The sequence below is a fragment of the Pseudomonas migulae NBRC 103157 genome (assembly GCF_002091715.1).
GTDB lineage: Bacteria > Pseudomonadota > Gammaproteobacteria > Pseudomonadales > Pseudomonadaceae > Aquipseudomonas > Aquipseudomonas migulae_A.
In genome coordinates this window covers 54527-69093 of the sequence record NZ_BDAG01000003.1, presented here as the reverse complement: position 1 = coordinate 69093, position 14567 = coordinate 54527, and the positions used below count along the sequence as shown (strand labels likewise).

Below are 14567 nucleotides of genomic sequence, written 5' to 3'. Positions count from 1 at the left end.
AATAACCTGCTCCATGCTGAGATCCGCTAATAAAAATATCGACCAGCCTGAAGGAGGCAATAATGGCCAGAATGAGAGCAATCGAGGCAGCAGTATTGGTGATGCGTCGTGAAGGCGTCGACACCGCTTTCGGCATCCCCGGCGCAGCCATCAATCCATTGTATGCCGCACTGAAAAAACTCGGCGGTGTTGACCACGTTTTGGCACGTCATGTGGAAGGTGCCTCCCACATGGCTGAAGGTTACACACGTACCAATGCCGGCAATATCGGCGTTTGCATCGGAACATCTGGCCCTGCCGGTACCGACATGGTCACCGGCTTGTACTCAGCATCCGCCGACTCCATTCCTATCCTCTGCATCACCGGTCAAGCCCCACGTGCGCGCATGCATAAGGAAGACTTTCAGGCAGTCGATATCACCAGTATCGTCAAACCCGTAACTAAGTGGGCAACCACCGTAATGGAACCCGGCCAGGTACCTTATGCCTTTCAGAAAGCGTTCTATGAGATGCGTTCTGGTCGACCAGGCCCCGTACTGATCGATCTGCCATTTGACGTACAGATGGCAGAGATCGAGTTTGATATTGATGCCTATGAACCACTGCCATTGGCGCGCCCCTTTGCTACTCGAGGGCAGGCTGAGAAGGCGCTGGCGATGCTTAACGACGCCGAGCGCCCACTAATCGTTTCTGGTGGTGGCGTAATAAATGCTGACGCCAGTGCCAAGCTTGTCGAGTTTGCCGAGCTAACCGGAGTGCCCGTGGTTCCAACCCTGATGGGCTGGGGAACAATTCCGGACGATCATAAGTTGATGGTGGGTATGGTCGGCTTGCAGACCTCGCATCGCTACGGCAACGCCACCTTACTCGCGTCCGATTTGGTATTCGGTATCGGAAATCGCTGGGCCAACCGCCACACTGGCTCGGTCGAGGTGTATACCGAAGGTCGACGATTCATTCACGTCGACATCGAACCAACCCAGATTGGCCGAGTGTTCACCCCAGACTTAGGCATCGTTTCAGATGCCGGTGCCGCTCTGGATATGTTCTTGACCGTGGCTCGTGAGTGGAAGGCCGCTGGCAAGCTGAAAGACCGTAGCGCTTGGGTGGATGCTTGCCGCGAGCGCAAGCGTACTCTCCAACGTAAGACGCATTTTGAAAACGTGCCGATCAAGCCTCAGCGTGTTTACGAAGAAATGAATGAGTTCTTCGGTAAAGACACCTGCTACGTCAGCACCATCGGCTTGTCACAGATTGCTGGCGCGCAGTTTCTTCACGTCTACAAGCCACGGCATTGGATCAATTGTGGCCAAGCTGGCCCGTTAGGCTGGACTATTCCTGCAGCATTGGGTGTGGTCAAAGCAGATCCAAGTCGCCAAGTCGTCGCATTGTCTGGCGACTATGATTTCCAGTTCATGATCGAAGAATTAGCCGTCGGTGCGCAGTTTAATTTGCCATATATCCATGTGTTGGTGAACAACTCTTATCTGGGATTGATCCGCCAAGCACAGCGTAACTTTGACATCGATTTCTGTGTCCAGTTGTCGTTCGACAACATCAACGCTCCGGAGCTGAATGGCTACGGCGTCGACCATGTGGCTGTAGTCGAAGGGCTCGGATGCAAAGCGATTCGTGTACGCGATCCAAATGACTTGCAGGCCGCCTTTGCTCACGCCAAAGAATTAATGCAGCAACATCGCGTGCCCGTGGTTGTAGAAATCATCCTTGAGCGCGTGACCAACATTTCCATGGGAACCGAGATCAATAACATCAACGAGTTCGAGGAATTGGCTCTGAGCGGTGCCGATGCACCTACCTCTATCTTGCCATTGGATTAATCTTTCCTTTCCAAGCCTTCGCCCAGACTTCAACAAAGGAGCATCACATGCCCCGATTTGCAGCCAACCTGTCTATGTTGTTCACGGAAGTGGATTTTCTGGATCGCTTCGCGGTCGCCGCAGAAGCTGGTTTCACCGGTGTTGAGTACCTATTCCCTTACGATTTTAGCGTTACCGAAATCAAGGCAAGACTCGAGAGCAACGGCCTTACCCAAGTGCTTTTCAATCTGCCAGCGGGGAATTGGGCCAAGGGGGAGCGCGGCATTGCCTGCCATCCCGACCGCATTGAAGAGTTCCGAGCTGGCGTCGATTTGGCCATCGCTTATGCCCAAGTTCTGGGCAATAAGCAACTTAACTGCTTAGCCGGTATCCGCCCTCAAAGTGTGGACCCCGAGACAATAGAACGCACCTTCGTGGCCAATCTCAAATATGCCGCCGACAAGCTGGAAGCCGCGGGCATCAAACTCGTGATCGAAGCCATTAACACCTTGGATATTCCAGACTTCTACTTGAACAACACGCACCAGGGACTCGACATCAGGGAAAAAGTAGGTAGCGCCAATCTTTTCCTGCAATACGACATTTACCACATGCAGATCATGGAAGGCGATCTGGCCAGAACTATGGCCACCTACCTGGAGGAAATTAACCACATTCAGCTCGCCGACAATCCGGGCCGTAATGAACCTGGCACCGGCGAAATTAACTTTCACTTCCTGTTCGAACACCTGGACCGAATTGGCTACCAGGGATGGGTCGGTTGTGAATACAAGCCGGCTACGACCACCCTTGCAGGCCTTAGCTGGCTGAAAACTCATAAAGTGATCTAACGGAGACTTTCCATATGGCCAAGATCGGATTTATCGGCACCGGTATCATGGGCAAGCCCATGGCTCAGAACCTGCAGAAAGCAGGTCACAAACTGTTCTTCTCTGAACACTTCGATAAAACGCCCGCCGACTTGCTGGGTGAAAATGGAGTTGGCTTAGCCAATCCAAAGGAAGTCGCTCAAGAAGCGGAATTCATCATCATCATGGTGCCGGATACTCCCCAGGTTGAAGATGTACTGCTACGCGAAAATGGTGTCGTAGAAGGCGTAGGTGCTGGCAAGGTAGTAATCGACATGAGTTCGATCTCTCCTTCCGCCACCAAAGTCTTCGCCCAGAAGATCAAAGCAACCGGGGCCACCTATCTAGACGCCCCCGTTTCCGGCGGCGAGGTCGGTGCGAAAGCCGCAACACTAAGCATCATGGTTGGTGGTGAAGATCACGCCTTTGAACGCGCGTTACCGCTATTCCAAACCATGGGCAAAAACATTACTCACGTTGGAGGCAACGGCGATGGTCAGACTGCTAAGGTTGCCAATCAAATCATCGTCGCACTGAACATTCAGGCAGTAGCCGAAGCGTTGCTTTTCGCCGCGAAAAATGGTGCCGATCCAGCCAAAGTTAGGGAAGCATTAATGGGTGGGTTTGCTTCCTCGAAAATTCTGGAAGTGCACGGTGAACGCATGATCAAAGGCACTTTCGATCCAGGCTTCCGCATCAGTCTGCATCAGAAGGATCTCAATCTGGCCCTTTCTGGAGCCCGTGAACTGGGCTTGAATTTGCCCAATACCGCGAATGCACAACAGGTATTCAGCACCTGTGCTGCGCTCGGTGGTAGTAACTGGGATCATTCGGCGCTAATTAAAGGCCTGGAACACATGGCCAACTTCTCAATTCGCGAGGAGTGATTTCTCCCCTTCAAACCCAAGACTGATTTGACCTTTCTAAAATCAAATTAGTCTTTGTCCCCCTTTTCGACCTCCCAGGCCAGTGGTGTCACGGCCCAGCAAGCATGGGAGGTCGATTTTAGTCCCGAGCCGCCGGCTTCGGCGGTTGGGGAGTGCAATCGGCTAGCAACCCAATAACAATAATTGAAGTCCGGAGCCTGATATGACCATCAATCCACTAGAGCTGATGCGCACCCTTTTCACGACTGCCATCTCCGCCTCGCATCCATATCATGTGCTGCCGCAATATTTGCCCAAAGACCGCAGCGGCCGCCTTATTGTCATCGGCGCAGGCAAGGCAGCCGCAGCTATGGCCGAAGTCGTCGAGCTTGAATGGCAAGGCGAGGTTAGCGGCTTAGTTGTCACGCGTTACGGACATGGCGCTAATTGCCACAAGATAGAGGTGGTGGAAGCAGCTCACCCAATACCTGATGTTGCCAGTCACAAAGTGGCTCAACGAGTCTTGCAACTGGTCAGTGATCTACAAGAGTCCGATCGAGTAATGTTCCTACTTTCTGGGGGCGGCTCAGCCTTGCTGGCATTACCTGGAGACGGTATCGATCTCGCGGACAAACAATCAATCAACAAAGCCTTGCTAAAATCTGGCGCCACAATCGCTGAGATGAATTGCGTACGTAAACACTTGTCAGGGATTAAGGGCGGCCGGCTGGCCAAAGCTTGCTGGCCAGCCAAAGTGTATACCTATGCGATATCGGATGTTCCTGGCGACGAAGAAACAGTAATTGCCTCCGGCCCAACAGTTGGTGATCCGACCACCTCCGCACAAGCGCTGGCGATCTTGGCTCGCTATGACATCGAGATTCCGGAAAATGTCTATGCGTGGTTACGAGACCCCCGCTCAGAAACAATTAAACCTGATGACCCGGCGCTGGAACGCAGCCAATTTCAATTGATCGCCACTCCTCAGCAATCGCTAAATGCAGCGGCCGAAAAAGCACGCGCTGCTGGCTTTACACCTTTGATTCTCGGCGATTTAGAGGGTGAGTCCCGCGAAGTTGCGAAAGTGCATGCAGGCATCGCCCGACAAATCGTTCTACACGGCCAACCAATCAAGCCACCTTGCATAATTCTGTCCGGCGGGGAAACCACCGTCACAGTACGAGGCAATGGTCGTGGCGGACGTAACGCTGAATTCCTCCTAAGCCTGACAGATTGCCTTAAGGGGCTTCCTGGTGTTTACGCACTGGCAGGAGATACCGATGGCATAGATGGTTCAGAAGACAATGCCGGAGCCATCATGACGCCCACCTCCTATGCGCGCGGCCAAGATAAAAAACTAAACGCAAGCTATGAGCTGGATAACAACAATGGCTATGGGTACTTCGCCGCTCTTGACTCATTGATCGTCACTGGGCCAACCAGAACCAATGTTAATGACTTTCGTGCCATCCTAATTCTCGAGACCCCAACAAAATGACGCCCAATAAAAAAGTTAAGATTCTTGCTACCTTAGGTCCTGCGACTAAAGGTATCGACGATATTCGTCAATTGGTGGAAGCAGGCGTCAATCTGTTCCGACTCAACTTCAGTCATGGCGAGCATGCTGATCACGCTCAGCGTTATAAGTGGATACGCGAAGTTGAGCGCCAAATGAGCCAGCCCATCGGTGTTTTGATGGACTTGCAGGGGCCGAAGTTGCGGGTAGGCAGATTTGCCGAAGGCAAGGTCAACCTGGAACGAGGGCAGGCATTGCGATTGGACCTTGACTGTACGCCAGGCGACACGCATAGGGTTAATTTGCCTCATCCGGAAATCATCGAGGCACTGAAACCAGGCATGAACCTGCTTTTGGACGATGGTCGACTTCAGTTACGGGTAACTGCCAAACACGCGGACGCCATCGACACCGTAGTCATTGCTGGTGGCGAACTGTCCGATCGAAAAGGCGTGAATGTTCCCGAGGCTGTATTGCAACTCAGCCCGCTGACTGCCAAAGATCGCTGCGATCTGGATTTCGGGCTGGAGTTGGGTGTCGACTGGGTCGCTCTATCGTTTGTACAACGTCCTCAAGACATCACCGAGGCTCGCGAGCTGATCAAAGGCAAAGCACTGCTGATGGCAAAGATTGAAAAGCCGTCTGCAGTGCTACACCTAGAGGAAATTGCTCACTTGTGTGACGCAATTATGGTCGCTCGCGGCGATCTTGGAGTTGAGGTCCCAGCGGAGAATGTGCCTCGCATACAAAAAGACATCGTACGCATTTGCCGCCAACTTGGCCGGCCGGTGGTGGTGGCTACGCAGATGCTTGAGTCGATGCGCTTTTCACCAGCGCCGACCCGCGCAGAAGTGACCGACGTTGCAAACGCTGTGGCCGAGGGAGCGGATGCCGTAATGCTCTCTGCGGAGACCGCTTCTGGTGACTATCCCTTGGAAACGGTAGAGATGATGAGCAAAATCATCCGCCAAGTGGAGTCTGGTCCAGACTTCCAAAGCCAACTGGATGTGAGCCGTCCAAAAGCTGAAGCAACAGTGTCAGACGCAATAAGCTGCGCCGTCCGCCGCATCAGTAGCATCCTGCCCGTAGCGGTGCTGGTGAACTACACTGAGTCGGGCAGTTCCAGCTTGCGCGCATCACGCGAACGACCGAAAGCGCCAATACTCAGCTTAACAACAAGCGAGAAAACGGCTCGCTATCTGACCATTGCATGGGGCGTCTACTCAGTAGTTTATCAAAACCTGAGTGAGATCGAGAATGTTACGAAGACTGCCCTAAATATCGCTCAGCATCAAAATCTCGCGAAGAAAACGGACATTGTAGTAATCACTGCGGGAACTCCATTCGGTCAACTAGGCAGTACCAATACTCTTCGGATTGAAACTATCTCATAGGGCAAATCATTACCTGCAACCTTCATCAAACCAATATGAGGGATATTGAATTATCTGCGGCCGGTCGTCTCCTAGATCTATCAGGTCGACGACCATCCGACAGAATTAGAAAGACAAAAAACCCAGAGAATTTAATTAGCGCACAGCATCGGCAGAGAACCGGAGCACTATCGAGGTCTCGAATGTGCTTAAGTCGGCTGTACGAATTTAAAAACTCAAGTAATGGCGAACGTCTTTTTCGAACAGTTCGGAATCGCGGCTGCCTCCTTATATAAACGATAGATCCGAAAAACTCACATACCCTCGCGAGTTAGCTCCCGTCGAGCGACGAAAAATAATAAAATATGTGCCTGTCTAAAGCTCGAATGATCATGAGTTAGTAACAGCTATGCCCCTAAATTAGAATCACCGCGCCGGAGACTAATCGACCGACCGCGAGTCATGTTGAGGAAGGTCATTTTCCTCGCTAAGTTCGTTGCGTTTGCACCTAATCAGTCCTTATGACCTTTTACATCCACCCTTCCAATCGCATTGTCGCACGCACCAAGCGCTGCTCTTCTTGCTCAATGTCCTTCAAATTATCTCGAATACTGTGAATATGGTCACGGGCCGCACGCAGCGCCAAGTCAGGCAGACGCTCGATCACAGCTTGGTAAATTCGTGTGTGCTGACGGTCAATTTGCCGTTTCTGCAAGGGTCGATGATAAAGATTATTAACCGAAGCAAATACGGTACTAAGCATCAAATCAGTAAGTGATCGCAGAGTATGTACCAAAACCGGATTATGCGACGCCTCACAAACAGCCAAGTGGAAGGCATGATCAAGACGAGCATGCTCGCGCGACGCAATCCCATCAGGCTGCGAATGGGAAGCAATCATCTCCTCGTAACGCCGAGTCAGCAGAACAAAATCAGCATCGGTTCCTCGTAGCGCAGCCAGTCGCGCCGACTCCCCCTCAAGCAAAGCGCGAACCTCAAGCAGGTCATAGAGAGTGCGCGGTTGCGAGCTGAACAGATGAAATAGCGGGCTTGAGTCCTCTTCTGCGGTAAGTCGAGCCACACGCGAATCGCGCCCCTGAGCTGTCTCTATGATACCGCGCCCGCGCAACACGGTAAGACCCTCGCGTAACGCAGAGCGAGAGAATCCAAGTTTTTCACACAAGCGCCGTTCGGACGGTAAGGGCTGCCCCACTTTGAGGACGCCATCCACGATCAGACGTTCAATACGCTCAGCGACTATTTCGCTGATTGGCCGCCGAGCAGCCCCTTCTTCTTCGTTCATTTTGACCTCGAGCAACTGGTAGGACCAGTTCAAACCAATCTTTCACGCTTCGAAAAATATAACGAAAACCCTATGCCATTGCTAGATATTTGCGACTGGACGATCACTGATCGCACAAAAAACTGGTAGGACCAGTTAAAAACCAATGGACTGTGGACCTCCAGGGAACAATCATGGACGACATAGAAGCAGTTCTAGGCGCCCTGGCCGACTGCAATAATAAAAACGCTACAGAGTGAATCCTTGGCATGAACATTTTGTACGATGAACGCCTCGACGGCGTATTGCCTAAAGTCGACAAAGCAGCTCTCGTCACAGAGCTAAAACAGCTGCTACCTGACCTCGAAATTCTTCACACTCAAGAAGAACTCACCCCCTACGAATGTGATGGGCTTTCTGTATACCGTACAGCGCCTTTGCTGGTTGCATTACCCGAACGACTTGAACAGGTCGAAGAACTGCTCAAGCTCTGCTATCGCCGTAAGGTACCGGTGGTCGCGCGCGGAGCGGGCACTGGATTATCCGGGGGCGCGCTTCCTCTGGAACAGGGCGTCCTCTTAGTCATGGCACGCTTCAACCGGATTATTGAGGTCGACCCTAATGGTCGTTTTGCCCGGGTACAGCCAGGTGTACGTAACTTAGCCATATCTCATGCTGCAGCCCCTTATGGGCTTTACTATGCACCCGATCCATCATCACAAATTGCTTGCACTATCGGCGGAAACGTCGCCGAGAACGCCGGTGGTGTGCACTGCTTAAAATATGGACTGACAGTACACAACTTACTCAAGCTGGACATTCTCACGGTCGAAGGCGAAAAGATGACGCTGGGAGCCGATGCTTTAGATGCTCCGGGCTTCGACTTGCTTGCACTGTTCACCGGATCGGAAGGCATGCTCGGTATCATTACCGAAGTCACGGTCAAGCTGCTGCCTAAACCTCAGGTGGCCAAAGTATTAATGGCCAGCTTTGATTCGGTCGAGAAGGCAGGCCGCGCCGTAGGAAACATCATCGCCGCAGGCATCATCCCTGGCGGTCTAGAAATGATGGACAACTTGTCCATTCGTGCCGTGGAAGACTTTATCCACGCAGGCTATCCGGTAGATGCTGAAGCAATCCTGCTCTGCGAACTGGATGGTGTTGAAGCAGACGTCCAGGACGACTGTGACCGGGTTAAAGAAGTACTAGAAACCGCCGGTGCTACCGAAGTTCGTTTGGCTCGCGACGAGGCTGAACGCGTCAAGTTCTGGGCCGGGCGCAAAAATGCGTTTCCAGCCGTCGGACGCATCTCGCCGGATTATTACTGCATGGACGGCACTATTCCGCGCCGTGAGTTACCAGGTGTTCTTAAAGGTATCGCCGATCTGTCCGAGGAATATGGTCTGCGTGTGGCCAACGTTTTCCATGCCGGTGACGGGAACATGCATCCACTGATTCTGTTCGATGCCAACCAACCTGGTGAGCTGGAGCGTGCAGAAGCCCTCGGCGGCAAAATCCTTGAACTCTGCGTCAAGGTCGGTGGAAGCATCACCGGCGAACACGGGGTGGGCCGTGAAAAGATCAACCAAATGTGCGCGCAGTTCAACAGCGACGAACTCACCTTGTTCCATGCGGTGAAGGCAGCGTTCGATCCCAGCGGCTTACTCAATCCAGGCAAAAATATTCCGACCCTGCATCGCTGCGCTGAATTTGGCGCCATGCATATTCATCACGGCCAATTGCCCTTCCCTGAATTGGAGCGCTTCTGATGCAGCATGATCAAGACAGTACTTCAACACTGCTAGAACAAGTCAACCATGCGCTCAATCATGCGATTCCACTGCGCATTCAGGGCAGCAACAGCAAGGCTTTCCTCGGTCGCCCGGTAGCAGGTGAGGTACTCGATACTCGGTGCCATAGCGGCATAGTGAGCTATGACCCAACTGAACTCGTTATCAGTGCGCGAGCTGGTACAACACTTACTGAGATTGAGGAAGTGTTGGAGGCCGCCGGGCAAATGCTGCCTTGCGAACCTCCCCATATGGGTCATGGTGCAACTTTGGGCGGCGCAGTGGCGGCTGGCCTGTCCGGACCTCGACGGCCGTGGTCTGGCTCCGTCCGTGATTTTGTTCTTGGAACCCGGGTAATAACCGGTCGAGGTAAGCATTTGCGCTTCGGCGGTGAAGTTATGAAAAACGTCGCTGGTTACGACCTTTCTCGCCTGATGGCGGGGAGCTTCGGATGCCTAGGCGTGCTCACGGAAGTTTCTTTGAAGGTCCTTCCCAAGCCTCGGGAGTGCTTAAGCCTTCGTCTCGAAATGGATGTTCATGAGGCGCTTAGTGAACTCGCGGAATGGGGTCAGCAACCGATACCAATTAGTGCCGCATGCTATGACGGTCACGCTCTGCATTTGCGTTTGGAAGGCGGTGAAGGCTCGGTTCAAGCTTCTCGTCAGCGACTTGGCGGAGAGGAAATTAATAGCGCGTTCTGGCAAGACTTACGCGAACACCGACATGCTTTCTTTGATAACACCACTCCGCTATGGCGACTATCGCTCCCAAACAATACCGCACCGTTGGATTTGCCAGGAACTCAGTTAATTGACTGGGGAGGCGCCCAACGATGGCTTAAGTCCAACGCAGAAGGCGAGCTGATTCACCGCGTGGTCATGGAGCTCGGAGGTCATGCCACTTTGTACAGCAAAGGACCGAATCCGTTTCCACCGCTGACGCAACCCCTACTTCGTTATCACCAACGACTTAAGAGCCAACTCGACCCCTTGGGAATATTTAACCCAGGTCGCATGTACGCGGAGGTTTGATCGAGCCATGCAAACGAATTTGAGCGAACAAGCCAAACTGCTGCCCCGCGCTGAAGAGGCTGAAAGCATTCTTCGGTCCTGTGTTCACTGTGGTTTTTGCACTGCAACCTGCCCCACATACCAATTGCTAGGAGACGAATTGGACGGTCCACGCGGCCGGATTTACCTGATCAAGCAAGTTTTAGAAGGCAATGAAGTTACTGCGAAAACTCAGTTGCATCTTGATCGCTGCCTAAGTTGTCGAAACTGCGAAACCACCTGTCCATCTGGTGTGCAATATCACAACCTGCTGGATATCGGTCGCGCAGTGGTTGATGCACAAGTACCACGCCCCCTCGGCCAACGGATGCTTCGCGAAAGTCTGCGCGCCGTGCTACCACGCCCAGCGCTGTTCAAGGCTTTAACACAGGCTGGTCAGATCTTCCGTCCATTCTTACCCGAGGCTTTGAAAGCCAAGCTGCCACGCCAAGCCTCTGCGGTAAAGCCTCGCCCAGTACCTCGCCACGCGCGACAGGTATTAATGCTTGAAGGTTGTGTGCAACCAACCCTATCTCCGAATACCAATGCTGCCACTGCGCGAGTATTAGATCGCCTCGGTATTAGCGTCTCACCGATTAGAGAGGCAGGCTGTTGCGGTGCGGTTGATTATCACCTGAACGCCCAAGAAAAAGGCCTTTCACGTGCACGGCAAAACATCGATGCCTGGTGGCCGGCGATTGAGGCGGGAGCAGAAGCGATAGTACAGACCGCTAGCGGTTGTGGTGCCTTCGTTAAAGATTATGGTCATCTTCTAGAAAATGATTCTCTCTACGCAGACAAGGCTGAACGTGTAAGTGCGTTAGCTAAGGATCTTGTGGAAGTACTGGGCGAAGAACCATTAGAGGATCTCCATATCAATGGCGATAAACGCTTAGCGTTCCACTGTCCTTGCACCTTGCAGCACGCTCAGAAACTCGCTGGCTCGGTCGAATCCGTGCTTAGACGTTTGGGCTTCAGCCTCACTGACGTTCCGGATGGTCATCTGTGTTGCGGCTCAGCGGGCACCTATTCAATAACCCAACCGCAACTATCCCGCCAATTGCGCGACAACAAAATGAATGCCCTCGAAAGCGGCAATCCTGAGGTGATCGTCACCGCTAATATCGGCTGTCAGACACATCTCGAGAGCGCTGGCCGCACTCCGGTGCGGCATTGGATCGAGCTAGTGGAAGAAGCCCTGAATTAGGAGATGACTCATGCAAAGCAAACCAATACTCACTCAAAAGGAAGTTACACGAATCCTCGCTGCGGGTAGAGCAGAGGCCCAACAGAATCTATGGCCAGTAACCATCGTAGTGGTAGACGACGGGGGACATCCTTTATCCCTGGAACGCCTCGATGGCTGTGCAGCAATTGGTGCCTATATAGCCACAGAAAAAGCACGCAGTGCAGCTCTCGGACGCCGCGAAACTAAAGGATACGAGGAAATGGTCAACGGCGGCCGCACAGCTTTCATTAGCGCTCCCCTACTCACCTCTCTAGAAGGTGGAGTCCCCATTGTGGTGGAAGGCCACGTAGTAGGTGCTGTCGGCGTATCGGGTGTGAAGGGCGAACAAGATGCTCAGATTGCCAAGGCGGCAGCAACAGCATTGTCATAAGCGGAACTACCCTGACGCTTTGGGGCCAGGGAGTAACAAAAACTCTCACGCCGAATGGCTGAGAAACACCATCAGGAACAACGTAGATGATCGATAGAGTGCAATGCCAGCGCCTGCAAGTGGCCCAGAATTTTAAGCGTTTCATTGACGATGAAGTACTGCCAGGTACCGGCATTGTTGCAGATACGTTCTGGAGTGGTCTCGACTCTTTAGTTCATGACTTGGCGCCTCAGAACCGAGCTCTATTGACCGAGCGAGTTCGCCTTCAAAACGAGGTAGATACGTGGCACCGCGCACATCCGGGACCTATTCGTTACATGGTCGCTTACAAGTCGTTTCTTAAAGATGTCGGCTATTTGGCACCACAGCCTGATGATGTTACGGTAACTACAGCCAATGTTGATACTGAAATCACAGTGCAAGCGGGACCGCAGTTGGTAGTGCCCGTTATGAATGCGCGTTATGCCTTGAATGCGGCCAACGCACGCTGGGGTTCCCTTTACGATGCACTTTACGGTACAGACGCGATCAGCGAAGAAAACGGTGCTCAAAAGGGATCGGACTATAACAAGATTCGTGGTGATCTAGTCATTGGCTTCGGCCGCACTTTCCTCGACCAAACTATACCTCTCGCCAATGGCACTCATGCCGACGCTTTCCGTTACCACATTGTCGACAGCCAGCTTACTGTTGAGCTTCGAGATGGCAGCTCTAGCCACCTAAGCCAACCCGAGAAATTCGTCGGCTATCAAGGCGATCCATCTGCGCCTAACGCGGTACTTCTCCAAAATAATGCTTTGCATTTTGAGATCCAGATCGATGCAAACAGCCTAATCGGAAAGTATGACCTTGCGGGGGTAAAGGATCTTTTGTTGGAAGCCGCGCTGTCAACCATCATGGACTGTGAAGACTCAGTGGCCGCAGTCGATTCTGCAGATAAAGTAGAGGTTTATCGCAACTGGCTAGGCCTCATGAAGGGTGATTTGAGCGAAACCCTGATTAAAAATGGCAAGACGATCGTTCGCCGCCTCAATCCTGATCGCGTGTACAGCAGCCCCGATAATGGAGAATTAAGCCTACCAGGTCGCTCGCTGCTGTTCGTCCGTAATGTTGGTCACCTGATGACCAACCCTGCAATTCTAGATGGCGATGACAATGAAATACCTGAAGGTATTCTAGATACTGTTTTTACGAGCCTAATCGCCGTACACGACCTCCAACGAAAAGGTAACTCCCGTACGGGTAGTGTTTACATCGTCAAACCGAAGATGCACGGTCCGACAGAGGTGGCTTTCGCTAATCAGCTATTCGGCCGCGTTGAAGAATTGCTCTCCCTTCCAGCCTACACCTTAAAGATGGGGATTATGGATGAGGAGCGTCGCACATCAGTAAATCTTAAAGCATGTATCGCTGCTGCTAGTGCAAGGGTGGCTTTTATTAACACCGGCTTTCTTGATCGGACCGGTGATGAAATGCACACGACCATGGAAGCCGGTGCGATGTTGCGTAAAGGCGACATGAAAACTACTGCGTGGATTCAAGCCTATGAACGCAACAACGTACAAGTAGGCTTATCGTGTGGTATGAGTGGCAAGGCACAAATCGGTAAGGGCATGTGGGCTATGCCAGACTTGATGGCAGATATGCTCCGTCAAAAAATTGATCATCCAAAGGCTGGCGCAAACACAGCCTGGGTACCGTCGCCGACTGCAGCAGTACTACATGCCCTCCACTATCATCAGGTAAATGTCAAAGCGGTACAGCGAGGCCTGAACACACTAAGCCTCACTGTCCAGCATGAAGAGTTGCTCAATGACTTGCTGACCGCACCAGTAGCTGCCGAGCGCAACTGGAGTGCCGAGGACATCCAACAGGAATTGGATAATAATGCGCAAAGTATATTGGGTTATGTCGTACGCTGGGTAGAACAAGGCATCGGTTGCTCCAAGGTACCCGACATACACAACGTCGCACTTATGGAAGACCGTGCAACCCTACGGATTTCTAGCCAACACATTGCTAACTGGCTGCATCATGGAGTTATCCATACAGAACAGCTTCAAACAACCATGGAACGCATGGCAAGGATTGTCGACGAGCAAAATTCTGGCGACCCAGCTTATAAACCAATGGCAGTGAACTTTGAAACTTCATACGCCTTCCGCGCGGCTTTAGACCTTGTATTCAAGGGACGCGTGCAGCCAAGTGGATACACTGAGCCTCTTTTACACGCCTGGCGTCTACGTTTCAAGAATCAAATGTGATTTTTTGATCACAATTCAAAAGTAGCATCCCCGGCCTAATAATGGACCGGGATTCGGGCGTATGCGCCTCGCCATAGGCGCAGACTCCCCGAAACTTCTACTACATGATTCCGGAGTCTTTC

11 protein-coding genes and 1 pseudogene are annotated in these 14567 nt (G+C 52.3%); 11 read left to right on the top strand and 1 reads right to left on the bottom strand.

What is annotated here, in order from left to right; all coding sequences use genetic code 11:
* Positions 1 to 62: 62 nt before the first annotated feature.
* From gcl to PMI01S_RS31945, 6 genes and pseudogenes are all read left to right on the top strand, one after another.
* A complete protein-coding gene (gcl, locus tag PMI01S_RS03830; protein WP_057005184.1) occupies positions 63 to 1838 on the top strand; it encodes a glyoxylate carboligase in 1776 nt (591 codons plus the stop codon).
* Positions 1839 to 1885: 47 nt separating this feature from the next.
* The gene (gene hyi, locus PMI01S_RS03825) at positions 1886 to 2668 is read left to right on the top strand and encodes a hydroxypyruvate isomerase (protein WP_057005183.1); all 783 of its coding nucleotides are present in this window, start codon (positions 1886 to 1888) and stop codon (positions 2666 to 2668) included.
* Positions 2669 to 2682: 14 nt separating this feature from the next.
* Complete coding sequence (locus PMI01S_RS03820; RefSeq protein WP_057005182.1) at positions 2683 to 3573, top strand: 2-hydroxy-3-oxopropionate reductase; 891 nt, start codon at positions 2683 to 2685, stop codon at positions 3571 to 3573.
* Positions 3574 to 3775: 202 nt separating this feature from the next.
* Positions 3776 to 5050, top strand: a complete 1275-nt coding sequence (locus PMI01S_RS03815; protein WP_057005181.1) for a glycerate kinase type-2 family protein — start codon at positions 3776 to 3778, stop codon at positions 5048 to 5050.
* Entirely contained in the window at positions 5047 to 6462 is a 1416-nt protein-coding gene (gene pyk / locus PMI01S_RS03810) for a pyruvate kinase (protein ID WP_057005180.1), read from the top strand. The genes PMI01S_RS03815 and pyk overlap by 4 nt, the downstream gene beginning before the upstream one ends.
* 144 nt (positions 6463 to 6606) lie before the next feature.
* Positions 6607 to 6737 (top strand): annotated as a pseudogene (locus PMI01S_RS31945) (response regulator receiver protein); the annotation flags it as partial.
* 233 nt (positions 6738 to 6970) lie between these two features.
* Here the strand turns inward: PMI01S_RS31945 and glcC are convergent.
* Complete coding sequence (glcC, locus tag PMI01S_RS03800) at positions 6971 to 7744, bottom strand: transcriptional regulator GlcC (RefSeq protein WP_057005191.1); 774 nt, start codon at positions 7742 to 7744, stop codon at positions 6971 to 6973.
* A 248-nt stretch (positions 7745 to 7992) separates the two neighbouring features.
* Between glcC and glcD the strand changes: the two genes are divergently transcribed.
* From glcD to PMI01S_RS03775, 5 genes are all read left to right on the top strand, one after another.
* Entirely contained in the window at positions 7993 to 9492 is a 1500-nt protein-coding gene (gene glcD / locus PMI01S_RS03795; protein ID WP_057005179.1) for a glycolate oxidase subunit GlcD, read from the top strand.
* Entirely contained in the window at positions 9492 to 10544 is a 1053-nt protein-coding gene (glcE, locus tag PMI01S_RS03790; protein WP_082643872.1) for a glycolate oxidase subunit GlcE, read from the top strand. Before glcD ends, glcE begins: the two co-directional genes overlap by 1 nt.
* A 7-nt stretch (positions 10545 to 10551) precedes the next feature.
* A complete protein-coding gene (gene glcF / locus PMI01S_RS03785; protein ID WP_082643871.1) occupies positions 10552 to 11769 on the top strand; it encodes a glycolate oxidase subunit GlcF in 1218 nt (405 codons plus the stop codon).
* Between the two features lie 10 nt (positions 11770 to 11779).
* Positions 11780 to 12181 carry a heme-binding protein gene (locus PMI01S_RS03780; protein ID WP_082643870.1) on the top strand — a complete coding sequence of 134 codons (402 nt, stop codon included), beginning with the start codon at positions 11780 to 11782 and terminating at the stop codon, positions 12179 to 12181.
* Between the two features lie 86 nt (positions 12182 to 12267).
* The gene (locus tag PMI01S_RS03775; RefSeq protein ID WP_057005176.1) at positions 12268 to 14445 is read left to right on the top strand and encodes a malate synthase G; all 2178 of its coding nucleotides are present in this window, start codon (positions 12268 to 12270) and stop codon (positions 14443 to 14445) included.
* Positions 14446 to 14567 lie beyond the last annotated feature (122 nt).

Bases quoted from the DNA above. Each gene is read 5' to 3' on its own strand.
- gcl (WP_057005184.1), top strand. From the start codon at position 63: ATGGCCAGAATGAGAGCAATCGAGGCAGCAGTATTGGTGATGCGTCGT.
- hyi (WP_057005183.1), top strand. From the start codon at position 1,886: ATGCCCCGATTTGCAGCCAACCTGTCTATGTTGTTCACGGAAGTGGAT.
- PMI01S_RS03820 (WP_057005182.1), top strand. From the start codon at position 2,683: ATGGCCAAGATCGGATTTATCGGCACCGGTATCATGGGCAAGCCCATG.
- PMI01S_RS03815 (WP_057005181.1), top strand. From the start codon at position 3,776: ATGACCATCAATCCACTAGAGCTGATGCGCACCCTTTTCACGACTGCC.
- pyk (WP_057005180.1), top strand. From the start codon at position 5,047: ATGACGCCCAATAAAAAAGTTAAGATTCTTGCTACCTTAGGTCCTGCG.
- glcC (WP_057005191.1), bottom strand. From the start codon at position 7,744: ATGAACGAAGAAGAAGGGGCTGCTCGGCGGCCAATCAGCGAAATAGTC.
- glcD (WP_057005179.1), top strand. From the start codon at position 7,993: ATGAACATTTTGTACGATGAACGCCTCGACGGCGTATTGCCTAAAGTC.
- glcE (WP_082643872.1), top strand. From the start codon at position 9,492: ATGCAGCATGATCAAGACAGTACTTCAACACTGCTAGAACAAGTCAAC.
- glcF (WP_082643871.1), top strand. From the start codon at position 10,552: ATGCAAACGAATTTGAGCGAACAAGCCAAACTGCTGCCCCGCGCTGAA.
- PMI01S_RS03780 (WP_082643870.1), top strand. From the start codon at position 11,780: ATGCAAAGCAAACCAATACTCACTCAAAAGGAAGTTACACGAATCCTC.
- PMI01S_RS03775 (WP_057005176.1), top strand. From the start codon at position 12,268: ATGATCGATAGAGTGCAATGCCAGCGCCTGCAAGTGGCCCAGAATTTT.